The following is a 23,298-nucleotide window of genomic DNA, read 5'->3' as shown; positions in this document are numbered from 1 at the left end:
CTCCGTGGGGGAAGACGGCACCTGTGGGCAGAAAGTTCACCGAGTGCAGCGTTCGTTCTGTGTTGCCCCGGTGCGTCCGGAACCGGGTGCGCGCTGACCAGCGACGGGGCGTGCACGGTTCACCGAGAATTCACCGCAGCCCGGACCACTGAGGCCCCTGGAAGCGGGGCCTGCATGAGTCAAGGGCACTGCCCGGCCTCCACCGGGCCGCCTCCCGCACACCGCGCTCCGCCTCGCGTGCCGTCGGCCGCCTTCCGCGTTCCGCCTCCGACACCCAGCGCACACAGCAGAGCGCTGCCGGTACTGAGCCACCCCCGCCATGCACCACGCGATCAACAACAGGAAACATGGAGGGAACTTCTCGGCCCTGCCGGACGTCTCAGTCGCAGAAGGCCGGAACCGACCTGGAACCCGTTGGAACCAGATGAAACCGGTCGGCACGACCACAGATGGCCGGAAGTGGCCAAAGGTGGCCGAAGGCGGCCAGGCGCGAACCTCTCGATCCTCTGTCCTCGAACTCGATCCCCTACCCCCGGAACCCGACCCCCGACCTCAGCCCCTCGCTCCTCGACCCCCTATCCACGAGAGGCCTCGATGTCCTCCGACGAGAACCCGCACGATCAGGGCGCGCCTGACCCGAAGGAACCGCAGGGACCGCAGGAACCGCAGAGCGCCGAGAACGCACGGGGCCCACAGGACGCACCGGACGCGCAAGGCGCGCACAACGACTCGGCCGAGCAGCCGCCCCAGACCTGGTCCTCCCCTCCGTACGGGGGCGGGGAGTACCGGGAGACCGGGCGGCTGACTCGGCCGGCTGGTCCCTCCTCGTCGAAGGGGACGCAGCAGCCGGACGGGGACCGGGCGGGCGCCCCCCGACAGTCCCGGCTTTCCGGCGCCGTCTGGCTCGTGACCCTCATCGGCTCGACGGTGTACGCGGTCTCGCTGACGCTCGTGCTGTTCCTGACGACGCCGCTCCTCTGGCTTTCCGTGCTGGAGAGCAACGTGGGAACGGCGATCGCTGCACCCCTCGTGGCCTCGACGCTGGCGGCGTTCCTGTTCTGGGTGTTCCGGCGCATGTTGCGGGCGGCCCGGTTCCCGAGGCCGACCCCGGCGATGGTGCTGTTCACCGTGGTCGTGCTGGCGGGGTTCGCCGGGAGCATGGCCACGCAGTTCGGGTTCGGGTTCGGGGACCTGGGCGACGGGCTGCTGACCGCAGGGGTGCTCTCGGCCCCCTTGTCCGCGCTGGCGATGCTGGCGTCCCGCGGGGAGCGGATGCGCTGGGGGGCCGCGACAGCCGCGGTGGTGATGCTGGTCGCCGGTGTCCTGGTGTGGAACCAGGCCGAGTCGCAGATCGAGTCGATGGCCGCGGAGCAGCGCGAGGTCATCCTCGGGCACGAGGACGACGCGGCGGTGTTGGACGTGGAGGGGTGGGAGCCCTACCGGTCCGAGATCAACGACGCGGTGCACGAGGACGGCGAAGAGGCCGACGGCGAGGACGGCGGCGACAATGCCGCCTCCGAGGTTCCCGGTACCGGTGCCACGGACGACTCGGAGTGGCTGTCCGTGTTCGCCGTCTTCTACCAGGACGGCCACGGCGGTTACCTGCGCAGCGCCACGTGGGCGGACGACCGGACCGCCGAGGATCCGGACGCCGTGCTGCGTGCGTGGTGTGACGGGGAGGGCGCCTACTGCGAGGAGCTGGAGGCCGACGGCGTCGAAGGTGCCGACGGTCCCGTGGTCGCGCAGTGGGGCGTCGAGGGTGCGGAGGAGCCGGAGAGCTCCGAAGAGCTCGGCGCCCCCCAGTCGGTGCGGTACGAGTACGAGCCCGGCCGGGTGGTGTACCTGGGGCCGTGGACGGACGAGCCGGACCGCTCCCGGAACGGCGGGGCCGGGGGTCCCGAGGGAGCCCAGGACTCCGACGGGACCCAGGCGTCCCCCGACAGCGACACGACGCTCGGGCACGCGGACTTCGACGCGCAGGAACTGGCCGGGTTGGTCACGCAAGTGCGTCCGGCCGAGGAGGAGGACCTCACCGAACTGGCCGATCGCACCGTGGAGTACTTCCGGTCGCCGGAGGGTGCGCTGACCGGGGACTGAGGCTTGGGCGTTCGGCCCGGGGCTCCCGACGAACCGGGGCTGTGTCAGCTGGCCCGGAACTGTGACCCACGGGTTGGCCGGAGATGCACAGCTTGCAGGTTTCCGGGGTGGCTGCCGGTAGACATGCAGGTCGGGAAGAGTGGGTGCTCCACGCCACGCGGGGGTGGCTCCCCACCCCGGCGCCCGCATCCGACTGGGTGCACCACGACTCGGAACTCACTAGTCTGCGGCGTCGGTCGAGACGTCCTACCTATTCGGAAGGCAGGACGTAGACGCCCTTGCCGTTCACGATGCGGACGTAGCCGCGCTCCGCCAACAGGGCCGTGGTCTTGCGGATCGTGCCGCGCGCGACGCCGAATTCCTGCTCAAGCTGCGCGAGGCTCGGAATCGGGCTGTGCACCCGGTAGTCGCCACGCTCGATCCGTGCGATGAGAACCGCTGCGAGCTGCAGCCATACCGGGTCAGGCCCGCTCACCAGCTCGCTCTCGGGGCCGTACCCGCTCGGAATGCTCGCTTCTCCCATGTGTCAGAGATTGGCATGGTGCCGACAGGGCAACTAAGGAGGATCAGGGTATGGCAAGGCATGACAGGGTCAATGTATAGTAACGACGTACTCCAATAACGAACCCCCGCGACGTGCTGGAACACGCCCGGGGGCCATGGCCGACCTGAAAGAGGCAGGACGACATGTTCAACCCTATTGCCTTGCTGTATCTGCTGATGCGCATGTTCCGCGCGTCACAGGGGGTCCACACCAGTCCGTTCGGCTGGTTCCGCGAACTCCGCGCAGAGTGGACCTACCGCCAGCGCTCGCGTCGCGTGCGCCGCTACGCCGAGCGCATCCCCGCAGCGTCCCTCGAGCCCAGGACGGAACCCTGGGTCGGAGCCGACCGCGAGCCCGACAACTGGGGCGGCGCCGCGACCGAGCACAGCCCATGGCTCTCAGCCCCGGAGCCCTCCGACTCGGAGTTCCAAAGGCCGGAGCTCCCCGGACCCCGGGTCCCCAGCCCGCGGCGCCCGTCCGATGCCGACTCCAGCACCACGCTCACCTCGCAGGCTGCGCACACGTCTCATGCGACGCATGAGTCGCTCGGAACAGGTCTCACCGTCACACCCCAAGCGCGCATCCCTGCGACGGCGACAGCGGCCGCGCCGGTCAACGTGTCCGTGCCGGCAGCGATCGTGCGCGGGCGCTGCTTCGTGAGCGGGCGCGCCACCGGCGCGCGTCCGGTCGAGAGCCGGAGGCTGGCGCTGGCGGTGCTGTGCGCACTCGCCGACCAGGAGCGCGCCGGACAACACCACTCCCCCACCCACGGTCCCGCCCACGCCGGCGGAACCGTTCCGGCCGGAGGTCCCACCCTCCCCGGGGCTCCCGGGGGCTCCGCACCGCGCAGCGGACCCACCCCGACCGGCGGGCCTGCCCCGACCGGAGGTTCCGTCCTGACGCAGAAGCCGCTCGTGATGGGGGAGGCCGCCTGATGCTGGACATCCACACCGCAGAGTTCCTGGACGCCGTCTCCGAAGCGCTCGCCGTCGAACCCGGCCCGCACCCGGTCGCGGACTTCCTCCTCGTCCGCGGGCTGCGTCGCCGCACCAACGCCGTGCGCGAGGCCCTCGCACTCGTTCAGCGCGACGGCGACGTCGAGGAGGCGCTGGAGCTGCTCGACCGCGCGCTGTCCGAGCCGCCCGTGCCCGGCCGCGTGAGCGGGTGCGACCTCATCGACCCGGGCCCGCGCTGAGGGTTGCTCCGGGGCGCCGGGATTCTCGCGCTCATTGGGTGCCGGGGGCCTGTCCCGCAGGGACGGGTCCCCGGCATACTGGGGGCCTGTGTTCACCTGGCTCGGAACTGTGGCCCTCGTGTCACCCGGACATGCACAACTTGCAGATATCCGGGTTACCCACAGGTAGAAACGCAGGTCAAGAAGGGTGCTCCCCGCGCACGCGGGGGATGACCCCGGGCGCTCAGGCTCCCGCGCCTGAGCCCCCGGCCGACCCGCCCATCCGGCCCCCGGCTCCTGACCGGTAACCAACTCGCACCAGGCGTATCCGGCTCACCAGGAGTAGGCAGCGTGACCGGCGAGGGCGACGCCCAGCACCACGAGGATCCACACCACGGTCGAAGAGCTGCTCCGGGCCAAGTGGTCGTTCAGCCGGTGCAGAAGCGGGTCCAGACGCCGGTGCCAGAAGAACCGGGCCACCGTGATCAGCACCGCGGGCAGAACCATCACCACGTTGTACAGGCCGAGCCAGGTCGCATAGCCGACGACGCCCAACTGCGCGTTCACCAGCATCCCGATGGAGACGAGGTAGGGCAGCATCGTCGCGATCTCCAGCCCCACCGCGATCAGGGCGAGCTTCATGACACCGACGTTGCCGCCGCCCTTGGAGGCCTTGCCGCCNTCCCGCCGGCTTCCCCGGCGCCTTCGGCTACGCCGGGGCCCTCGGCGACACCGGTGCTGCCGGGGCCTCCGGCCTCGGTCATCGCCCGGTCCCGCCAGCGCTGGAGCCTGCCGGGGCCCGCATTCTCGTCGCGCCGACCGGACCGCACACCCCACCAGAGGCCGACCGCGACGAGGGCGAGTCCGAGGCCCGCCTGCGTCGAGAGCAGCACCGCGTCCGGGATCCGCGCGACAGCCTCACGGACCGCGTCGACGGCCACGTCCGCCCCGGCAGCGATCGCCAGGCCGGCCACGAAGTAGAAGCCGGCGACGGTGCCCAGGTAGACCGCCATCCGGCCGAGCCGCACCTTGCCCGGCGCCATCAGCAGCCACAGCGGGATCAAAAGGGTGCCGAAGGCGGTGCTGTCCAGCAGTGCCAGGCCCAGCAGGGCGGTCAGGAGTCCGAGAGTCATCGGTCATCTCCGGCATGAGCGGGAAAGAGTCGGTCCAGGTACTGGGAGACCACCGCACGCATGACCCCCGTGCCCTGGTGGCTGCGGGCGACACCGTTCAGTTGGAGACCGCTCAGCACGGCCACCATCTCCGCGGCGGTGGTCGGGATGTCGGTGTCCGAGGCGAGTTCGCCGGTACTCCGGGCCGACTCCAGGATCGCGCGGAGTTGTTCGAGCACCTCCGCGGCGTACCGGTCGTGGACCCGCGCAAGCTCGGTGTCGTTCAGGGAGATCTGGATAAAGGCCAGCTCCACCCGCACCTCCCGGCTGCGGCTCTCGTCCAACGGCAGGGAGACCTCGGCCAGGTGCTCGACGACCTCCCGCGCCGACATGTCGGGATCGTCCCAGGGGATTCCCCCGAGCCGGGCCTCGGAGCGCTCGTAGACGTACTCGATCCCGAAGGAGAAGAGCTCGGCCTTGGTGCGGAAGTAGCGCTGCACCAGCCCGACGGACACCCCGGCGGTGGACGCGACCTGCCGCAGAGTGGCGCCTTCCATACCGTGTTCGCTGACGACGCCCAGCAGGGCCTCACCGACCTGCCTGCGGCGGCTCTCCTCGTCCTTGTGCGTGGTCATGAAAAAATAATACAGGATTATTTTTTGTGGCCCGGCCGACCACCACCAGGATCCGCGGCGCGGCGCGCGGCCGAGCGCCGCCCAGGGCTCAGCCTGCCGACGAGACCGTCGGACACTCGCCCGAGTGGCCGAGAGCATTCCATGCCGCGTCGAAGAGCGGCTGTTCCGCCTCCTCCCGGGTGAGCACCTCGTCGTAGGTGAGGGTCACGACGGTCAACGCGCTGATCGCCGCCGCGACCCGGACTCGGCGCCGGCGCCACTCGGCCCCGGCCCCGAGATCCCCGAACGCCTCGAAGAGGACATCGCCGGCCGGGGAGATCTGGGAGCGGAGCTGCTCGTTCTCAGGAGCGGAGATGGCCGCGGTGACCAGCCGGGCGAACCCCTGACGCCGGAAGACGTAGTCCCCCAATCGGCGGATCACGAGTGAGTCGCGGTGCTCACCGAGGGGGAGATCGACCGCGGAGTCCCGCAGATCGCCCCCGTCCCGGGTGACCTGCGAGAGGGCCCCTTCGACCAACGCCTCCTTCGAAGGGAACCGGCGAAGGAGGCCGGACTTGGAGTACCCGGCGGCATCTGCGATGGCCTGCACCGATGTCTGCTGGATCCCCCGCGCCGCGATCAGCCCGGCGGTGATGTCGAGGATCTGCGCATCGATCTCTGCGTTGGTCGGACGGATCGGAGCCATGCTGTCCATTCTGTCGCAGGCGGGCCGGTGGGCGATCAGGCGGGGATCTCCACGGCGACCCCCGCCTGCCGCTCCGTCATCTCTCCGGTCGGCCCAGCTGTTCCTCGAGGAACTGCAGACCCAGTGACGTGTGCGCCTGGTAGCCGATGGAGTTGTGTGCCAGCTGGTCGAAGATGTGCCAGCTGAACGGGATCTCGACCAGCTCGATCGGAACCCCGGCCTCAGCTGCGGTCTCGGCGAACGAGAGCACCGAATCGGTGGGCACCAAGGTGTCCTGGGTCGGTTCGACGATCAGGGTCGCGGGCGCGTCCGCCGAGATGAAGCGCTCGGTGCTGGTCGCCTCGTACCGCTCCGGGTACTCCGACGGGGAGCCGCCCGTGTAGGTGCGGGTGAAGTCGGCCCCTGTCATCCCTTCCACCGGGAAGTCACCCTCGTAGATCGCTTCCATGTCGACACCGGGGTAGTCGGTGACCACGGCACCGGGCACGGGGGCGGTCCCCCCGCAGGACGATTCGGCTGTCCCCTGGGCGGCGGAGTACGCAGTGTTCAGCGCGAGGTTGCCGCCGGCGGAGTCACCCCAGTAGGCGAAGCGGTCGAGATCCACCTGGAGGTCCTCGGCGTGATCGGCGATCCATGACGCGGCACAGGTGACGTGCTGCTGAGCCCGGTCCCACGTGGGGTCGCCCTCCTCGGCCAGCTCATAGGTCACGCCGAGAACCGTGTACCCGTTGTCGGCCAGCTCCCGGTTCTGAGCTGCCGTGTGGCGAGGGTCGCCCTCGCTCCATCCGCCCCCGTGGACCTGCATGACGGCCGGCTTCTGGTCGGATCCGGTGCCGGCATCCGCCGCGTGGTACACATCCACGGTCAGATCCTCGCCGGACTCCGTCCGGGTGTAGACGTGCGTCTCGTCGGGATCTGCCGCAGAGATGCCGGAGAGCCCGAAGGTCGCGGAGGCCAGGTTCACGGAGCCGTCGGCCTGGTTCACGGTGCCAATCAGCACCGCGACGATCACGGCGTTGGAAACAAGGCCGATCCCCCCGAGGCCCAGTGCCGCCCCGCCGCTCTTTCGGAGCCCGCGCCGCCGTGCGACCAGGCCGACCACGCTCACGGCCGCGCCCAGCAGGACGAAGTGGGGGCTGACCGTCGCGGCCACCAGTCCTCCGAGCACGCTCAGCAGCCCCAACCCAGGGATCAGAGCGCCGAGGGTGACCAGAAGCGCGGCGCCGATCAGCACGAACGACACCACCAGCAGTAGAGCCCATCCGACCTTCGAGCTGGTCGGCCGCCCCTCGGGCGCACCCTGAACCTCTGCCCCAGGGTCTGTGTCGACCAGGGTCTGTTGTCTGTCCATCATGTCACCTTTCTGCGACCAAACTGGTCGCAAAAAGACCATAATGGTGCACTCTTGGCGTGGCAAGTACGCCCGCGGATGCCTTCTCCCTGCTCATGAGNCGCCAGCCGCGCCGACACACGTGACCCGCGGATGCGGGTGCAGGGGCGGCCGCACGCGACGGGCGGGGGTGCCGTGGGGCCGCGGCGTCTGGGGCCGGGATGCCTGCGGTTCAGGCGCCTGCGGGCTCGGGTGTCTGCGGACTCGGGCGCCTGCGGAATCGGGCGCAGTTGCCGGCCACCCGCCGGTAGAAGTGCAGGTCAGGGAGGGCTTTCCCCGCGCCGCGGGGGTGGTCCCCCAGAAGTGGCCGGGCTTCCACCCCGACGCGGCGTTCCCCGCGTGCGCGGGGATGGCCCCTCACTCCGACCACTCAGGAGAAGACGTGACCGATTTCCGGCCCCAGCATGAGCTCACCGTCGCCTATGACTCCTTGAAGGACAGCGCCCACGCACTTCAAGCCCGCTACATCGCGCTGTCCCGCGACGCGCTCGGCGACCTCCGACAACAAAAGACCTGGAACGCGCGGGCACTGGAAGTGCGCGATGCGGTGACCGAGGTCGACCCCGACAACCTTGAGGCTGTCGCTCAGGGGCAGACTCTTGGAACGAGCGTTGAGCACCGCGACGGTCCCCCATATCGGTGGAACGGAGCGGTTGACTCCGCAGTGCCCCAGCACCGATCGCCGCGCACGTGGGGATGGGCCAGGGCACGTCTCAGGCCTCGGTCCGGTGCTCCCCTCTCGTGGAACCGGGGGCTGGAGCCCCGGATCCGGGAACCCGGCTCACGGACCCGGTCCACACCCACGCAGAGGGTCAGCCCCTCATGCCCGGACACCGGCCGGACGGCGCGCAAGGAAGTAGGCCACGCACGAGAAGACCGTGCAAGCCAGCGCCGGCAGGAAGTACGGGCCGATGGAGAGAATGCTGACCCCGACCACCGCCAGAATCGCGATCCCTGAGAGCCCGGCGCCGATGTGGCGGTAGCGCTCGGGCACGAGCAGGGGAACCAGGGCCAGGACCGTGACGACCCCTCCCCACGTGAACCCTTGTGGCACGGAGAGAACGAAACCGAGCGTCAGCGCAGCCGCGCCCGCCAGGACCGCAGCGCTGATCAGCGCTGTTTTCCCAGCTCTGGCCCATTTGGCGTGAGCACTCGGTGAAGGGTGATCAGACACTTCGAGGCCAATCTTTTGTCCCGGACACAGGAATCGTGGTTTCCGGCCTATCATTCCGTGACTGCGAGGTTCAAGGGCTTGGATATTTTGGGGGTGCACCGCAGTACGCGCAGTACACCCGCACAACTTCAGGCAGGCAGCCCAGCCAGCTAGTTCTACGTGCGCTCGAGCTGGTTATTGAAGGACAGCAGGCCATTGCACCCGCCGGATTTGCTCCAGTTCCAGGCCCCGTCGAGGTCCCCATTCGCCTGGCCGTGCACAGTGTTGCGATCCGCATACGCGTGAGTGGTGATGCCGGCGCAGAAGATCCCGTTCCTGAAGTGCGCGTAGCTACTGGACGTCGTCTGGTTGCTGTTGTAGCTATTCTGCCAGTTCTGCTCTTCGAGGGACCACCCGGAGGTTGAGAAATGCCTGAGGGTATATCCACCGACAGGGGCAGGTGACGAAAGGACATTCGACCCGTCCCATGACCACGTGGTCCTGTTCTCCGCCTCAGTGACCTTGATCCCGGGCGGGTCCTCGTACCAGGACCACAGGCGGCCCGAAGAACGGGTCTGAGCGTCCGCCTCTTCAGTGGAGGGTTGGGCCTCTTCGAGGTCGGCCTCTTCTTCCTGCCCTTCCTGGCCTGGGTCTTCACCTTCGGAGGGAGGCGAGTCCTCACCCCCGATGGGGGCGTCGCTCGTGGCCAACCGGGACTCGCACGTCTCCGGGTTGTAGGCCACCTCCTGCGTTGATACCAGGTCCTCGCCCGGTGAAAGGGATGCACTGTCTTCGAAGTGGCACCCTCCTTCACCGTCGCTGGTGCCCTGGATTGTGTAAATCTCCGCGTCTGCAGGAAGGGAGTCCTCGTAGTGGAACCACCCGTCCTGATCGGGTTCGGGCTGGGAGTAGGGCTGGTCGTCACTTGCGGAGGATTCAGCGAAGGAGGGGGTCGTCATGAGCGCTGAGACCAAGATGCCGACAGCGCCGATCGTGAGGATCTTGCAGGACTTCTTCATAAGAACCCTTGGTCGATGATCAAGCTCTACTCGGGGAACAGTAGTTTCGACCACAGAAGCGGGTAAATGTTGTGGCCACAAGCGGCCGCTCGGGAAATTCTTGGGGGCTTATCCATCAGAAATATTTATTTCGTGCATTTCACCCATGTGCATCGCCTGCGACCTGAAGTCACCTATGAAACCTGGGACGCATCCGCACCGAAGCGGTCGGGAAGACGCAGCCGTCCGCGGCCACCGCCCAGCCGCGGATCAGCACCGCCGCCGGGAGATGCTCGAAAGGTGAGCACTACCGTGGAGTAGGTTGTCCGGGCACGGCTGACCGCTCCCTCCGCCTCCTCCACGGGGCTGCAGTTGCACGCAGGGCAGCTCCCAGCTCGCAACGCCCAGTACGCGGCACACGGCACATGCCACACAGGGGTGCAGGTGTGCGGGGGTACCGGCGTGCCGACCCAGCGCTTCGAAGTCGGAAGTTCGAAGAAGGGGACGACAGGTGTACGAACGATACGTCGCGATCGGCGACAGCCAGANCCCCCCCCGCCACGGTTACCGCGGCTGGGCAGACCGGCTCGCGGAGCAACTGTCCACGCTCAACCCCGACATGGGCTACGCCAACCTCGCCATTCGCGGCAGGCGCATCGGACAGATCCGCGCCGAACAGCTCGAACCCGCGGTCCGGATGAACCCCGACCTGGCCACCGTCGTCGCCGGGCTCAACGACATCCTCCGCCCCACATACGACGAGGACGCGGTGGTCGACCACCTCGACCGGATGATCGGCGAGCTCACCGAGGCCGGCGCCCACGTCGCCACCGTGACCTTCCCCGACATCGGCGCGATCGCCCCGCTCGCGCGCCGCCTTCAGCCGCGCCTGACCTCGTTCAACGCGCGCATACGCGAGGTTGCGGCACAGCACGGCGCGACCGTGGTCGAGGCGGACCGGAACCCGGTGTGCACCGACCGCCGGATGTGGAGCAGCGACCGGCTGCACCTCAACTCCCTCGGCCACGAACGCCTGTGCGGCGGGTTCGCGCACGCGCTGGACGTGCCCGGCAGTGATGAGTCGTGGGCCCGGCCACTGCCCCCGACCGCACCACCGGGGCTGGTCCGCACTGCCGCCGGAGAGGTGCGCTGGGCGGCAACGTTCCTCGCGCCGTGGTTGTGGCGCAGGATCACCGGGCGGTCCTCGGGCGACGGGCGGAGCGCGAAACGGCCGCAGCTGCAGCCACTCGCGTGAGGTGGGGCCGAGGGTGGTGGTCGGTGACCGGTAGCGAACCAGAGATGAGCGCCGGAGGCTGTACCGCAGGAACGGATCCTCGGCATACTGGCGTTGTGACCACTCCCCCTGGAGCCCCGAACCAATCGTTACCCGCACCAGCACAAGTTGCAGATTCTCGGGTTACTCGACGGTAGGAGCCCAGGTCAGAAGGGGTGCTCCCCGCACGCGCGGGGGTGATCCGGACGGTTGCTTTGCCGCCGGAGTCGCGGTGTCGTGCTCCCCGCACGCGCGGGGGTGATCCCGACGGAAGAACCAGTCGGCGCTCCCGATTCGACCCGGTATTCACCCGCGCACCAGTACTTCGCCGGTACGTCTCAGCCCACTCCGCTCCGTTCAGTTGGTCAGCGGGCGCGGGTCCGCGCGTCATCCCCGGCGTGACAGCGCCTGGAGCTGCGCGAGGCGACGGTCGAGCGTCGGATGGTTCGAGAACAGCCGGGAGGCGAACCGGCGCACCGGTCCGCCCTTCTCCCCCGGGGGTGCATCCGGAAGCATCGACAGCGAGGTCAGCGCAGCCATCGCACCGGGCTCAGCGGACGCGTTGGACGTGCCGCGCAGGTCGGTGTCGTCGGGGATCCGCCGGTCCCTGCCCATCACGGTCAGCGCAGCGGCGAGAAGCGAGGGCTGACCGGTGAGCTCCGCCGCGGCGCGGTCCGCACCCAGCTCACGCCGGCGGGCCAGCAAGCGGTACGTGAGTACACCCGGCCAGCACACGGTCACGAACACCAGGAAACCCGCGATCGGTAGCAGCATCATCACCGCGAGGACGCCGAACACGGCGGCGCGGACCAGACCGGCCGACAGCAGCACCCATGGTGCAACGCGCGGCCCGAACACCGGCGCGGATCCTGACCCGGACAGCCGCTCCACCAACCACTGCGCAGCAGGAGTCCTGGTGACCGGCTTCCACGGCCAGCCAGCCATGCGCGCCAGACCGCACGCGAGCACGTCCAGGTGCGCGACCATCGTGAACGGGGTGACGGCCGCGTACATCACCCAGCCACCGGACATGGCCTCGGCGAACGCCAGAGCCTTCTCGTCGCGGTGACCGATGTGCGCGAGCTCGTGGGCGAGCACCGGTTCCCAGTACTGTGGATCGACATCCGTCAGCAGGGCGTCGCTGACAAACACCGTGGGCCGTGAGCGCCTGCCGCACCGGGACCACCCGGACGTCCTGGACGGCCTGGACATCGCGTTCGGCAACGGGGAGGGGTAGCGGCTCAGCTCGGGCCGGCTCTGACCGGACAGAGCGCACAACCGGTCGACCACGGCATGGAGTCCGGGCTCCTCGTCCGCGCTGATGACCTGTGTCCCGTCCCTGCCGTCCTTGACGAAGAGCAGAGCCGACTCGGCGTTCAACAGCGCCAGCACCAGTGGAACCAGGCCGAGCCACCACCACGCAGTGCCCAGGACCAGCGTGGCCAGGACGCAGGCGACCGATGTGTAACCGACCGCCGTGGCGGCCACGAGGAGCCAGGCGCGCAGCATCGGCCAGGGGGAGTTCAAGGGGGAACGCACGCGCTGCACCTTACCGGGCTGCGCGGGAAGGCGGTCAGGAAGGCGGGGTGGAGGGAGAGGCCACGACCTCCGGCGAGCAGCTGCGCTGCCTGCGCCACTAGTGCTGCGGGCTAATCGCGGCGCTTCCGGTGCTTGCGCAGGTTCACCGTCACCACGTTCCCGTCCGGCACAGTGCGCACGCTGGGCCTTCCACTCACCTGACCGTCGATCGTCGGCGCCCGGGTGACCAGGTGCCCGGGGTTGAGCAGCATCAACTGCCCGGCGTCCTCGGCCAGAGCCGGGAAGAACGTCTGGGTGACCACTTCGGTCCCCAAGAACGAGCTCAGCCCCGGCTGCCCCTTCTCCACCTCGAACAGCATCACGTACCGGTTCCCGAGGTCGTCCCACGCACGGGAGAACCCCTCCCACCGGATCGTCGCGAGCTGCCCCGGCATCCCACGGCGCGGGCCCACCACCGGATCCGCCGAAGGCACACTCCCACCGTGAGGGCCGCTCGAAGGGCCGAACATGGAACCGGAGGAGCCGGAGGTCGAGTCGTCGGCGGAGCCGCGGTCGCCGTCGCCGACCGGCCCCGGCGAACCGCTCACCGGTTCCCCGCGCGCGCCGGGGCCCTCAGAACTCTCGGCCCCACCCGGCGCACTGGCCCCGTCGCCCCCTTCGGTCTGCTCGGAGCCGTCGGGCCCTTCCAGGGTCCGTGAGTTCTCCGCCTTGGGCAGCACGACCTCGGTCTCCACACGTGTCCCGTGTTCCCCTCGCACCACGCGCCGCACCGACGTCGGCAGGGTCAGCGTCTTCTCCCCACGCACCGAACGCGGCCGGCGCCGGGACAGCACCTCACCGATCCCGGGAAGGAACCCCGAGTTCACGTGCCGCTCCGGAACGCGCTCGGTGAGCCGCACCTGCTGCACGGCCATCACCACCTCCGACAACAGTCCGCGCAAGACCTTCTTCGGAGCATGCTCGACCAACCACGCCACCGGCCGGTCGTACGCCCTGGCGGAGAGCACCGCGGCCAGCGCCTTGCGCCCGTTCTCCCGGCACAGCGCGAACGCGCGGTCCGGAAAGCCCTGGGAGTCCAGGGCAGCCAGGGCGCGTTCCAGGTCGGCCTCGGACTCCACGACGGGTGGGCGTCCGGGCGGGAACGGGGAAGGGCTCTCGGAAGGGTCGGCACGAGCGGGGCGGTCCGCACTGTCGACGCGCTCAGCGCGGTCTGCGCCGCGGAAGCCGTCAGCGCTGCCGAAGCCGTCGGGGTACTCGGGGTCGGCGGCCAGGTTCCGGCGTGCCGCGGGGCCGACGGCGTCAACGCCGTCGATGGCGTCGGTGGGGCCCGTGGGATCGGTGACGTCGGCGGGATCGGCCCGACCGGAACCCTCGGAGCCGTCGAAGACGTCGGCGCGGCCGACAGCGTGAGACACGTCAGGGTCATCCGGGGCGCCAGAGGCACCGGAGACGTCAGTGGCGAGGGGACCGTCCGCGTGCGGGAGCGGATCCCCGTCGTCCAGGCCGAGGTTGCCGGAGTGCGAACGCAGCCACGACCAGTCGCTCCGCAGCACCATGAAGGCGCAGTGCTCCGCCCCGAGCACCCGGAACGGTCCGTCGTGCCCGTGCTCGACCAGGGCGGTCAGCGCCCGGTGCAGGTCGGCGTCGATCTCCGGGCGGTTCGGCCCCGGCGGCGGCAACGGGTCGGCGGGCAGGCGCTCCAGTGCCCACACCGCTCCGTCGAACTTGTCCTCGAACAGGTCCGCGCCCAAGACGTGTCTCCCTACTCCCCCGTGGTACCGCCCGCCCTGTGCCTGCGCAGGCGACCGGGGCCGCTCGTGCAGCGGTCCGCCGGCCCGCCCCCGCTGGTGGTGGCGGCTCTGCCCCACTATCGGTCACGTGCGGTGTTGTCTCAAAGCGGGCGGGGCCGGCAACGGGGGTGCTGGTGGGACTGCCTGTACACGAAGGGGCGTACTGCCGTGCCAGAGGTGCGGACGCAGGACGGGACCTGCGAGGAGGGCCGGTGGCGGGCGCACGGGCCGGTCGAACCCCCGCAGTGATCTCCCGCATGTGACCAGCGCAGATTCCCAATGGGACGAACAGGGATCAGGGCCGAGAACCGGAGAAATACCCGGAAGCTACAATGTTCGCGAAGTCGGGTGCTTCAGAAAACAAGAAAGAGAATTCATGAATTCATCTGGGTCCCCCACCCTGCTCGGTCTCGCTGCAATGGCCGCGTCGATCGCCGTGCTGGCCACGGCGTGCAGCTCGGATCCGGGAGAAGGAGCTGACGAGACCACGGAGAACGGTTCGGCCGACGGGAACGCAGGCGCACCGCCCCTGAGCGACCCCGGAATTCTCACGGCGGAGTGTTCCGACGAGGAGCTCATCACCGGCCTCTTCTCCGACGAGAGCGGCGAGGAGATCGCGAGCCACACATTTTCCGCCTCCGGCCTCACCGGCGAGGAAGTGCCCGGTCTCCCCATCGGACGTGCGACCGACTCCCAGCGGGTGAGCCTCCCGGTCTGCTCCCAGGAAACGGGGTTCCGGGCCAGGCACGCCGGACAGTTCCTCGTCCCCGAGCACGGCGTGCTGTTGGTGACGGTCCGCGAGGAGGTAGGAGGCACAGACGTCGAAACCTTCGGTGCCCTGGACCCCGAGGGCAACCTCTCCGTGCTCACCGAAGAACAGGACGTCGACGACTTCGAGGAGCCGGCCTCCTTCACCACCGGCCGATACGACGCGGCTCAGGACCGCATCCTCTACCTGGAGGTCGAGGAGGAGGAAACCAATTCGCTGGAGGCCACTTCCCTGAGCGGACCGTTCCACCAGATCGACCTGGATTCGGGGGAGACGACGGAAGCGTTCGAATGCGCCGTCTCGTGCCAGCGCCTGTGGATCGACCAGGACAGCGGACTGCTCTCGTGGGTGCAGGCCGCTCCGCACGACGAGCTGGGCCTGATCAAGTCGCCCGACGGCTCCACCGTGGTGGACCGCGACGGCAACATGTTCTGGGATGCCGACGACCCCGCCGAAGCCACGGTCGTGGATTCGGACGGTCAGGACCCGGTTCCGGACTCCGGCACGTTGGACATCCGGGACTCCTACTACCGGGGCCCGCTCGCCGTGGGCGGCGGCGGTGACATCGTCGCGTTCATCTCCGACACAGAGATCCTGCTCTCGGACAACGAACTGTCCGTGATCGAGGTGGAGGAGAGCGAGATCGGCCCGCTGGACGAGGACGGGGACATGCCGAGCCAGGAGATCCCCGTGGCCTACAGTCTCGTCCCGGAAAGCCCGCGGACCAACGACGATCCCGTGCTCTCGACGGATCTGGACGAAGCGGTGTTCATGTCCACGACCGAATCCGGCGAGGCGAGCTGGTACCGCGTCCCGACCGACGGTTCCGACGACCCCGCCGAGATCGGCCCCGTCCCCGAAGAATCCGAGGGCGCCGTCCCGATCTCCTGGACGTGACCCGAGACCTGACCAGGACGGGTGCCATCGGTGCGCGTACCGATGGCGCCCGTCCTCTTCGGCACGGCCGACCAGAGATCGGTGAGCAGTCCAAACACGGCCCGCACCGCTCCCATCGGACTGGCCCTCGAACGGGTCCGCGCCCGACGTGCCTGTCCGCCCCTGCCCCTGCCCCCACCGGTCACGCGCGGTGTTGTCTCGAAGCGGGCGGGGCAAGGGCCCGAGCGAGTCGATCGGGGGGGGCGGCCCGAACCGTGTCGAACAGGCACGGACAGGGGCGCGGAGGGAGGGTTGACCGCGTTCCGTGCATCATCTAGGTTCGCAGATAGTACAGATGTTCGTATAACGCACGCGGGTAAACGTGCAGGTCGGCCACGGTCCACGGGCTTCCGTCGCGCAGTCGACCGGCCGACCATCACCGCAGTGGAGCAGTCGACAGAAAGCCGAGCCCCACATGGCACACAAGACCACCCCGCCGNGCTCCGCCCCGAGCGGCTGCTCAAGGCCCGCGCCGAGCACGCCGAAGGCAGGATCGACGACGCCGAGCTCCGGGACATCGAGGACGACTCCATCCGCGACGTCGTCCGCATGCAGGAGGACGTCGGCCTCCAGTCCGCCACCGACGGCGAGCACCGCCGCGGCTCCTGGCACATGGACTTCATCTACCAGCTCGGCGGCGTCACCAAGGTCCAGGACGAACTCAAGGTCACCTTCCACAACGAGGACGAGGACATCGAGTTCACCCCGTCCGGCCTGAAGGTCACCGAACCCCTCCGGGCTCCCGAGCACACGATCTTCGGGGAGGCCTTCACCTTCCTGCGCGACACCGTCACGCGCAACACCCCGAAGCTGACCATCCCCTCGCCCAGCATGGTCCACTACCGGGGCGGATCGGCCGCGATCTCATCCGAGGTCTATCCCGACCAGGAACAGTTCTGGGCCGACCTGTCAGCTGCCTACGCCGAGCAGGTGCGGCGCCTGGGCGCGTTGGGCTGCACCTACCTGCAGCTGGACGACACCAGCCTCGCCTACCTCAACGACCCCTCGCAGCGCAGCATGATCGACCAGCGCGGTGACAACGGCGACCAGCTGCACACGCGCTACATCCGCCAGTTCAACGCCGCCCTCGCCGACCGGCCGGAGGGCATGAACGTCACTACGCACATGTGCCGCGGCAACTTCCGCTCGTCCTGGGTGGCCAGCGGGGGCTACGAGCACGTCGCCGAGGAGCTCTTCAACGAGCTGGACGTCGACGGCTTCTTCCTGGAGTTCGACGACGAACGCTCCGGCGGGTTCGAGCCCCTGCGGTTCGTGCCCGAGAACAAGTACGTGGTCCTGGGCCTGGTCACCACGAAGAAGGGCGAGCTGGAGAGCAAGGACGGGCTCAAGCGCCGCATCGAGCAGGCCTCGCAGCACGTGCCGCTGGAACAGCTCTGCCTGTCGCCGCAGTGCGGGTTCTCCTCCACGTTCGAGGGCAACGACCTGACCTACGAGGAGCAGGTCGCCAAGCTGCGACTGATCGTGGAGACCGCCGAAGAGGTCTGGGGGTAGACCCGGGCGATACTGCTCGGAAGTGCCCACCCCTCCGGGCCGGTGATCGGAGCCCAAGGTCACCGGCCCCGAGGGCAGGGCCGGCCGGGTGCCGGTTCAGTCCGCGTCGGTCTCGAAGTCGGCGAAGTCGAAGCCCGGTGAGACGAAGCAGCTCACCAGGGACTCCCCGCCCAACGGCCGGGCACGCTGCCAGGTGTCGGCCGGAACCAGGGCCTGGAGGTGTTCGCCGTCCTCGATCCCCGGTCCCAGCACCAGGCCGCCGCCGGGTACCGGCACCCCTCCCGTGCCGCCGAACTCCAGCCGCAGCGGGCCGCCCCGGTTGAAGACCCACACCTCGTCCGAGCGCACCCGGTGCCAGCGCGACTCCTCCCCCGGCGCCAGCAGGAAATGGATACCGGTGGCCGTGGGCCGGGTCCCGGACCGCCCCTCCGGCAGGACCTGCACACCGGACCGCCACGTCTGCCGGTACCAGCCGCCCTCCGGGTGGGGCAGAAGGTCCAGGACCTCGGCCGTGCGGGGACGCTCCTCGAAAGCGGTGTAACGGCCCGCGGGATCGCGGCGGGGGTGGCGCACCCCGACGACCGCCCCGCGGGGGATCGGGCCGTGGACGTGCGGGAAGAGCACGTCGGCGCCGACCCCGGGCGGCGGAACGGGGTCCGCGGCCTCCCAGAGCACATCGGCACCGACCGCGTCGGTCTCCACCACCAGCACGACCAGCTGCTCGGCCGCTTCTGCGTAGAAGGCATTCGCGACGGCGAGCAGGGTGGGCTCGTCGGGTGAGGCGTGCAGGAAGCCCTGGGTGTGCAGGGAGTCGGCCTCGACGTCACCGTCCGAGTGCCACCGGGAGAGTTCGGTCAGGTGCAGGACATGAACCATGCGGTGAACGCTACGCCCTCGGGGCCGTGCCCCTGGCGAGAGGGCCGTGGTGGGAACCCGTGGACAGCCCGGGCCGTGGCGGGCCCGGGGCGCACGACTCCAGGGCATCAGGACCGGCCGGGCTTGAGCACCACCTTGGTCCAGCCGTCCTCACGCTTGTCGAAGTGCTGGTAGGCCTCCGGCGCGTCCTCCAACGGCAGGTCGTGCGAGACGATGAACGACGGCTTCGCACGGTCGTGGTGGATCAGGTCCCGCAGCTGCCGGTTGTAGACCTTCACCGGCGCCTGTCCGGTCCCGATCCTCTGCCCCTGGAACCAGAACGTGCCCATCTCGAACGGGAGCCGGCCGTTCTGGGCCATCTCGTCCGAGGCCCCGGGGTCGGACGGCAGGAACGCGCCCACGACGCCGATGCCGCCGGTGAACTTCACCGACTCCACCAGCTTGTTCATGGTCATCTCCGGGTGCTCGGTGCCGAGATGGTCGTGCGCGTGGTAACCGACGCACTCGCACCCGCAGTCGGCACGCCGGCCCTCGGTGAGGTTGTGCACCTGCTCGACCGGGTCGCCCTTGGAGTCGTCGACGGGGATCGCCCCCATCTTCTCCACGAGACCCAACCGGTCGGGGTGGCGGTCGACCACCATCACCTGCGACGCCCCCTGGAGCAGAGCCGAGTAGGCCGCCATCAGGCCCACCGGGCCCGCGCCGTAGACGACGCAGGACTCCCCCGGCCTGAGCCCCGCCAAGCGGGTCGCGTGCCAGCCGGTCGGGAAGACGTCGGCGACCATGACGTAGTCGTCCTCCTTGTCCTCCGCGTCCTCGGGCAATCGCAGGCAGTTGTAGTCGGCGAACGGAACACGCAGGTACTCGGCCTGCCCGCCGGCGTACGGGCCCATCCCGACGAACCCGTAGGCCGCACCGGCCATCTCTGGGTCGGGGTTGGCTGTCAGGCAGTAGGAGGGCATGCCGCTCTCACAGTTGCGACAGAACCCGCAGGCGATGTTGAACGGCAGGCAGACGCGGTCCCCGACCCCGATGCGCTCGACGCCGCTGCCGACCTCGGTGACCACGCCGAGGTTCTCGTGTCCGAGGATCTTGCCCGGTTCGAGTTCGGTGCGTCCCTCGTACATGTGCAGGTCGGAGCCGCAGATGTTGGTGGTGGTGACGCGCACGAGCACGTCGGTCGGGCGCTCGAGGCGGGCGTCCGGGACCTCGTCGACCGAGACGTCGCGGGATCCGTTGTACACAAGGGCCTTCATGGCTGTCTCCAGACCGTCTCCGAGACGGGAGCGAGTCGGGCAACGGTCGGGAACCGTCGGGGTCCGCCCCGGAGCCTCACGGAGTTCAGGGACGGCCAGATGCTTCCCGGCCTCACCCACGGCCCTGTTCGAACGGCGCGGGGACGAAACGGACTCAAGCGTCAAGGATTGCTGACCCGGGGCGGGGGACGGAGGCCGGGGCGGACCTGCACGGCCCCGCCCGGGTGGAACGTGTGCTCCAGCGGTCGGGGCGCAGATCGGGAACCGACGCGGACCCTCGCCGTGAACACGGGCGGCGCCATTGACGGTCGACACCGCCCCTCCCTAATGTGATCAGCGTATACATTCGACCGGCGATGCAGCCCGCCGGACGGCAGGAGGAGGGGCGGAGCGATGACGAGCGTTCTGATGGTGATCACGGCGGCGGACCGCTGGACACTGAACGACGGCACGGTGCATCCGTCGGGCTACTGGGCCGAGGAGGTCGCAGTACCGCACCGGATCTTCTCCGAGGCCGGCTGGGACATCACCGTCGCAACCCCGGGAGGAAAGGCCCCGACGCTCGACCAACTCAGCCTGGGACTGGCCGGGGGCACCCCCGGTAAGCGCCGCACGGTGAAGAGCTACCTGGACTCCATCCAGGACGTCCTCGCCCACCCGTTGGCACTCGACAGCGTCGACCCGGACGCCTTCGACCTCGTGTTCTACCCCGGCGGCCACGGGCCCATGGAGGACCTTGCCCACGATGCGGCCTCCGGAGCCCTGTTGGCCCATCGACTGGAGTCCGGGCGGCCGCTGGCGCTGCTGTGCCATGCGCCGGCCGCAATCCTGGCCGCACCCGGCCCCGACGGAACCTCGCCCTTCGCCGGACGACGGATGACCGGACTGTCCAACCGGGAGGAGCTGTTCAACCGGTTCGCGAAGAAGGCGCCGTGGCTGCTGGAGGACCGCCTGAAAGAAGCGGGCGTCGAGTACTCCAAGGGGCGGATCCCGCTGCGCCCCCATGTCGTGGTCGACGGGAACCTCTACTCGGGGCAGAACCCGCAGTCCTCGGAGCGGTTGGCCGAACGGCTCGTCGACGACGTCGGGACCCGCCAGGGCCGTTGATTCCCGCCCGGAACCCGCCTCCGCTCGAACCGTCCTCCCTGGTCGTGGCGTCCGCCACTCAATGTTGACGCCGCATACTTTCCCTCCTAATGTGAACAGTGCATACATCAGGCGTCCCCGACGACCTGGTCCGGCCCTGTGAACGGAGTGTCATGAAGGCGATCACGATCGATGAGTTCGGTGGACCCGAGGTTCTGACGTGGACCGAGGTCGAGGACCCGGTGCCCGGTCCCGGCGAGGTCCTTGTCGACGTCGTGGCGAGCGCCGTGAACCGTGCGGACGCGGTGCAGAGAATCGGGCTGTACCCCGTACCGGAAGGTGAGTCGCCCTACCCGGGCCTGGAGGTCTCCGGACGCATCAGCGCCCTCAGCGATGGGGTGACCGGTCGGCAGGTGGGCGACGAGGTCGCCGCGCTGCTCACCGGGGGCGGTTACGCGCAGAAGGTCGCCGTCCCGGCCGGGCAGCTGCTCACGGTTCCAGAAGGGGTGAGCCTGGTCGAGGCCGCGTCCCTGCCGGAGGCGGTCGCCACGGTGTGGTCCAACGTCTTCATGACCGCGGGACTGAAGGAAGGGGAGACCTTCCTCGTGCACGGCGGCGCCGGGGGCATCGGCACCATGGCGATCCAGATCGCCAAGGCCAAGGGTGCCCGGGTGGTCACCACCGTCGGCGGCGAGGAACAGGCCGCCCGGGCGCGCGAGCTGGGCGCCGACCTGACCGTCGACTACCGCAGCGAGGACTTCGCCGAGCACGGCCCCTACGACGTCGTGCTCGACATCATCGGCGGCCAGTACCTGGAGCGGAACGTCCGGGCGCTCGACGCTGACGGTCGCCTGGTCGTCATCGGCCTCCAGGCCGGCCTGGAGGCCCCGCTCAACCTGGCCGACCTGCTGTTCAAGCGCCTGTCGGTGTTCGGCACCACCCTGCGCGCACGGCCGCTCGCGCAGAAGGCCGCCATCATCTCCGAGGTCCAGGAACAGGTGTGGCCCCTGATCGAGAGCGGGGCCGTGCGACAGGTCATCGACCGGAGCGTGCCGATGGCAGAGGCGTCCGAGGCGCACCGCGCCCTCGAGGAGGGCGGCCACTTCGGCAAGCTCCTGCTGGTGAACGAGTAACCACCGCCACTCCCGTGGCACAGCCACCACCTGCCGAAGGCACCACCTCTGCACGGGGTGGTGCCTTCGACTGCTCCACGACCGCCAATCGCCCCCGAGGACTCCACGAAGGAGTGTCACACCGATGACCAGCAACATCCTGCTCCTGGGCGCCACCGGCTACACCGGCGGCCTCGTCCTGGACTCGCTCCTGCGCCGCGGCGTGCGGCCGACCCTGGCCGGACGCAACCCCGCCGCGCTGGCCGCTCTCGCCGAACGCTCGGGCGGGCTCGACCACGTGGTGGTCGACGCCGCAGACCCCGCGAGCCTGCGCCGGCACCTGAGCCCGGGCGACGTCCTCATCACCACCGTCGGACCCTTCGAACGCCACGGCTACCCCGTCGCGGAGGCCGCCGCCGACATCGGTGCCCACTACATCGACTCCACGGGCGAGGTCGGCTTCGTCCGCAACCTGCAGGAGCGGTACCACCGGCGCGCCCAGGAGACCGGGGCGGTGATGCTCCCGGCCTTCGGCTACGACTACGTGCCCGGGATCCTCGCCGGGGCCCTGGCCACGCACCAGGCAGGGGGGTCCGTCCGCGCGCTGGACATCGGCTACTTCGCCACCGCCCCGCTCCGCAAGGGCATCAGCCAGGGCACCCGCACCACCATGCGCGACGGTCTGACCCTGCCGTCCACGCGCCTGCACCGGAACCGGCTGCGCGAGGAGCGCACCGCCTCGCGCGTGGTCGACTTCCCCGTGCTCGGCGGCCGCAGGTCCGCGTTCCTGGTGTCCGGCACCGAGGTGCTGTTCCTGCCGACGGCGTTCCCCGAGCTCAGTGGCATCACCGTGTACAACGGCTGGTTCCCCGAGCTCAGCCGCGTGCTCTCGGTGGTGTCGGGGGCGGTCAACGCCGTGAACCGGCTGCCCGGGGGAAGCGGACTGACCGACCTGATGACCCGCCCGATGGCAAGTGGCCCGCCCGGCGGACCGGACGCGGCCGAGCGCGCACGCAACCGCAGCCTCGTGGTCGCGGTGGCCTCGAACGGTGTTCTGGGCAGCGACCCCCTGGCCGAGGTGCAACTGGAGGGTCCGAACCCCTACAGCCTGACCGGTGAGCTCATGGCCTGGGCCGCCCAGCACCTGGCCGACGGTTCCGAGGAGACCCGCCCGGACACCGCCCCGGGGGTGGTCGGCCCCCTCGAGGCCTTCGGTCTCGACACTCTCCACGACGCCTGCGCGGAGATCGGGCTCGCCCCTCGCTGAACCGGGGCGGGCCGGAACCGGAGAGGGCCGGTCGCGGGTGGACGGAAGGCCCGCGGCCGGCCCGGTCCTGGGGGCCGTGCCGACCGTGTCAGGC

At 69.6% G+C, this 23,298-nt stretch carries 21 protein-coding genes; 9 read left to right on the top strand and 12 right to left on the bottom strand.

The features are described 5' to 3' along the window. Positions 1-594 precede the first annotated feature (594 nt). A complete protein-coding gene (locus D474_RS0118070; protein ID WP_017614936.1) occupies positions 595-2,097 on the top strand; it encodes an MATE family efflux transporter in 1,503 nt (500 codons plus the stop codon). Positions 2,098-2,347: 250 nt separating this feature from the next. Here the strand turns inward: D474_RS0118070 and D474_RS0118065 are convergent, their stop codons facing one another. After that, positions 2,348-2,620, bottom strand: coding sequence for a GntR family transcriptional regulator (locus tag D474_RS0118065; RefSeq protein WP_017614935.1), 273 nt, complete (start codon positions 2,618-2,620; stop codon positions 2,348-2,350). 164 nt (positions 2,621-2,784) lie between these two features. Here D474_RS0118065 and D474_RS32780 point away from each other — a divergent pair, with 164 nt between their 5' ends. Together D474_RS32780 and D474_RS0118055 are read left to right on the top strand one after the other, a co-directional pair. Beyond that, entirely contained in the window at positions 2,785-3,576 is a 792-nt protein-coding gene (locus tag D474_RS32780; RefSeq protein WP_083931870.1) for a hypothetical protein, read from the top strand. Further along, entirely contained in the window at positions 3,576-3,836 is a 261-nt protein-coding gene (locus D474_RS0118055) for a hypothetical protein (protein ID WP_017614934.1), read from the top strand. Before D474_RS32780 ends, D474_RS0118055 begins: the two co-directional genes overlap by 1 nt. Positions 3,837-4,148: 312 nt before the next feature. Here D474_RS0118055 and D474_RS31160 read toward each other — a convergent pair whose 3' ends face one another. The 7 genes from D474_RS31160 to D474_RS0118015 all read right to left on the bottom strand — a co-directional run bounded on the left by D474_RS31160 (position 4,149) and on the right by D474_RS0118015 (position 9,809). Continuing rightward, a complete protein-coding gene (locus D474_RS31160; RefSeq protein WP_161628689.1) occupies positions 4,149-4,652 on the bottom strand; it encodes a GAP family protein in 504 nt (167 codons plus the stop codon). Between the two features lie 292 nt (positions 4,653-4,944). After that, on the bottom strand, positions 4,945-5,562 hold the full coding sequence (locus D474_RS0118040; RefSeq protein WP_017614933.1) for a TetR/AcrR family transcriptional regulator: 618 nt from the start codon (positions 5,560-5,562) through the stop codon (positions 4,945-4,947). Positions 5,563-5,650: 88 nt separating this feature from the next. Next, positions 5,651-6,247 carry a TetR/AcrR family transcriptional regulator gene (locus D474_RS30520; RefSeq protein WP_017614932.1) on the bottom strand — a complete coding sequence of 199 codons (597 nt, stop codon included), beginning with the start codon at positions 6,245-6,247 and terminating at the stop codon, positions 5,651-5,653. Positions 6,248-6,323: 76 nt separating this feature from the next. Further along, the gene (locus tag D474_RS0118030; RefSeq protein ID WP_161628688.1) at positions 6,324-7,598 is read right to left on the bottom strand and encodes an alpha/beta hydrolase; all 1,275 of its coding nucleotides are present in this window, start codon (positions 7,596-7,598) and stop codon (positions 6,324-6,326) included. A gap of 409 nt (positions 7,599-8,007) precedes the next feature. After that, positions 8,008-8,256, bottom strand: a complete 249-nt coding sequence (locus D474_RS0118025) for a hypothetical protein (RefSeq protein ID WP_017614930.1) — start codon at positions 8,254-8,256, stop codon at positions 8,008-8,010. Positions 8,257-8,457: 201 nt separating this feature from the next. Beyond that, positions 8,458-8,691: a hypothetical protein gene (locus tag D474_RS0118020; RefSeq protein WP_017614929.1), complete on the bottom strand. Its 234-nt coding sequence runs from the start codon at positions 8,689-8,691 to the stop codon at positions 8,458-8,460. A gap of 275 nt (positions 8,692-8,966) precedes the next feature. Continuing rightward, positions 8,967-9,809, bottom strand: a complete 843-nt coding sequence (locus tag D474_RS0118015; protein ID WP_017614928.1) for a hypothetical protein — start codon at positions 9,807-9,809, stop codon at positions 8,967-8,969. A 490-nt stretch (positions 9,810-10,299) separates the two neighbouring features. Here D474_RS0118015 and D474_RS0118010 point away from each other — a divergent pair, with 490 nt between their 5' ends. Beyond that, on the top strand, positions 10,300-11,043 hold the full coding sequence (locus tag D474_RS0118010; RefSeq protein WP_017614927.1) for an SGNH/GDSL hydrolase family protein: 744 nt from the start codon (positions 10,300-10,302) through the stop codon (positions 11,041-11,043). A 405-nt stretch (positions 11,044-11,448) separates the two neighbouring features. Here D474_RS0118010 and D474_RS29155 read toward each other — a convergent pair whose 3' ends face one another. Further along, the gene (locus D474_RS29155; protein WP_152476904.1) at positions 11,449-12,600 is read right to left on the bottom strand and encodes a M48 family metalloprotease; all 1,152 of its coding nucleotides are present in this window, start codon (positions 12,598-12,600) and stop codon (positions 11,449-11,451) included. A gap of 110 nt (positions 12,601-12,710) precedes the next feature. Further along, positions 12,711-14,351 (bottom strand): hypothetical protein, encoded by a 1,641-nt coding sequence (locus D474_RS33470; RefSeq protein ID WP_051051021.1) that lies wholly within the window; start codon positions 14,349-14,351, stop codon positions 12,711-12,713. Positions 14,352-14,766: 415 nt separating this feature from the next. Here D474_RS33470 and D474_RS0117995 point away from each other — a divergent pair, with 415 nt between their 5' ends. Beyond that, positions 14,767-16,056, top strand: a complete 1,290-nt coding sequence (locus tag D474_RS0117995) for a hypothetical protein (RefSeq protein ID WP_152476902.1) — start codon at positions 14,767-14,769, stop codon at positions 16,054-16,056. 42 nt (positions 16,057-16,098) lie between these two features. Then, the gene (locus D474_RS0117990) at positions 16,099-17,607 is read left to right on the top strand and encodes a 5-methyltetrahydropteroyltriglutamate--homocysteine S-methyltransferase (RefSeq protein WP_449289358.1); all 1,509 of its coding nucleotides are present in this window, start codon (positions 16,099-16,101) and stop codon (positions 17,605-17,607) included. A gap of 96 nt (positions 17,608-17,703) precedes the next feature. Here the strand turns inward: D474_RS0117990 and D474_RS0117985 are convergent, their stop codons facing one another. Both D474_RS0117985 and D474_RS0117980 read right to left on the bottom strand, forming a co-directional pair. Next, entirely contained in the window at positions 17,704-18,483 is a 780-nt protein-coding gene (locus D474_RS0117985; RefSeq protein WP_017614923.1) for a cupin domain-containing protein, read from the bottom strand. Positions 18,484-18,590: 107 nt separating this feature from the next. After that, positions 18,591-19,739 (bottom strand): glutathione-independent formaldehyde dehydrogenase, encoded by a 1,149-nt coding sequence (locus tag D474_RS0117980; RefSeq protein ID WP_017614922.1) that lies wholly within the window; start codon positions 19,737-19,739, stop codon positions 18,591-18,593. A gap of 393 nt (positions 19,740-20,132) precedes the next feature. Between D474_RS0117980 and D474_RS0117975 the strand changes: the two genes are divergently transcribed. The 3 genes from D474_RS0117975 (at position 20,133) to D474_RS0117965 (ending at position 23,204) form a co-directional block, all read left to right on the top strand. Then, positions 20,133-20,846, top strand: coding sequence for a type 1 glutamine amidotransferase domain-containing protein (locus tag D474_RS0117975; RefSeq protein ID WP_017614921.1), 714 nt, complete (start codon positions 20,133-20,135; stop codon positions 20,844-20,846). A 152-nt stretch (positions 20,847-20,998) separates the two neighbouring features. After that, positions 20,999-21,958 carry an NAD(P)H-quinone oxidoreductase gene (locus D474_RS0117970; protein WP_017614920.1) on the top strand — a complete coding sequence of 320 codons (960 nt, stop codon included), beginning with the start codon at positions 20,999-21,001 and terminating at the stop codon, positions 21,956-21,958. A gap of 124 nt (positions 21,959-22,082) precedes the next feature. Continuing rightward, positions 22,083-23,204, top strand: a complete 1,122-nt coding sequence (locus tag D474_RS0117965; RefSeq protein WP_017614919.1) for a saccharopine dehydrogenase family protein — start codon at positions 22,083-22,085, stop codon at positions 23,202-23,204. Positions 23,205-23,298: the final 94 nt, after the last annotated feature.

Origin of the sequence: Nocardiopsis salina YIM 90010, assembly GCF_000341025.1 — a bacterium.
Classification (GTDB): Bacteria; Actinomycetota; Actinomycetes; order Streptosporangiales; family Streptosporangiaceae; genus Nocardiopsis; species Nocardiopsis salina.
This window is presented reverse-complemented; position numbering and strand designations above follow the sequence as displayed.

Excerpts from the sequence above, each read along its gene's own strand:
- D474_RS0118070 (WP_017614936.1), top strand. The coding sequence starts at position 595 with ATGTCCTCCGACGAGAACCCGCACGATCAGGGCGCGCCTGACCCGAAG.
- D474_RS0118065 (WP_017614935.1), bottom strand. The coding sequence starts at position 2,620 with ATGGGAGAAGCGAGCATTCCGAGCGGGTACGGCCCCGAGAGCGAGCTG.
- D474_RS32780 (WP_083931870.1), top strand. The coding sequence starts at position 2,785 with ATGTTCAACCCTATTGCCTTGCTGTATCTGCTGATGCGCATGTTCCGC.
- D474_RS0118055 (WP_017614934.1), top strand. The coding sequence starts at position 3,576 with ATGCTGGACATCCACACCGCAGAGTTCCTGGACGCCGTCTCCGAAGCG.
- D474_RS0118040 (WP_017614933.1), bottom strand. The coding sequence starts at position 5,562 with ATGACCACGCACAAGGACGAGGAGAGCCGCCGCAGGCAGGTCGGTGAG.
- D474_RS30520 (WP_017614932.1), bottom strand. The coding sequence starts at position 6,247 with ATGGCTCCGATCCGTCCGACCAACGCAGAGATCGATGCGCAGATCCTC.
- D474_RS0118030 (WP_161628688.1), bottom strand. The coding sequence starts at position 7,598 with ATGGACAGACAACAGACCCTGGTCGACACAGACCCTGGGGCAGAGGTT.
- D474_RS0118015 (WP_017614928.1), bottom strand. The coding sequence starts at position 9,809 with ATGAAGAAGTCCTGCAAGATCCTCACGATCGGCGCTGTCGGCATCTTG.
- D474_RS0117995 (WP_152476902.1), top strand. The coding sequence starts at position 14,767 with ATGAATTCATCTGGGTCCCCCACCCTGCTCGGTCTCGCTGCAATGGCC.
- D474_RS0117985 (WP_017614923.1), bottom strand. The coding sequence starts at position 18,483 with ATGGTTCATGTCCTGCACCTGACCGAACTCTCCCGGTGGCACTCGGAC.
- D474_RS0117980 (WP_017614922.1), bottom strand. The coding sequence starts at position 19,739 with ATGAAGGCCCTTGTGTACAACGGATCCCGCGACGTCTCGGTCGACGAG.
- D474_RS0117975 (WP_017614921.1), top strand. The coding sequence starts at position 20,133 with ATGACGAGCGTTCTGATGGTGATCACGGCGGCGGACCGCTGGACACTG.
- D474_RS0117970 (WP_017614920.1), top strand. The coding sequence starts at position 20,999 with ATGAAGGCGATCACGATCGATGAGTTCGGTGGACCCGAGGTTCTGACG.
- D474_RS0117965 (WP_017614919.1), top strand. The coding sequence starts at position 22,083 with ATGACCAGCAACATCCTGCTCCTGGGCGCCACCGGCTACACCGGCGGC.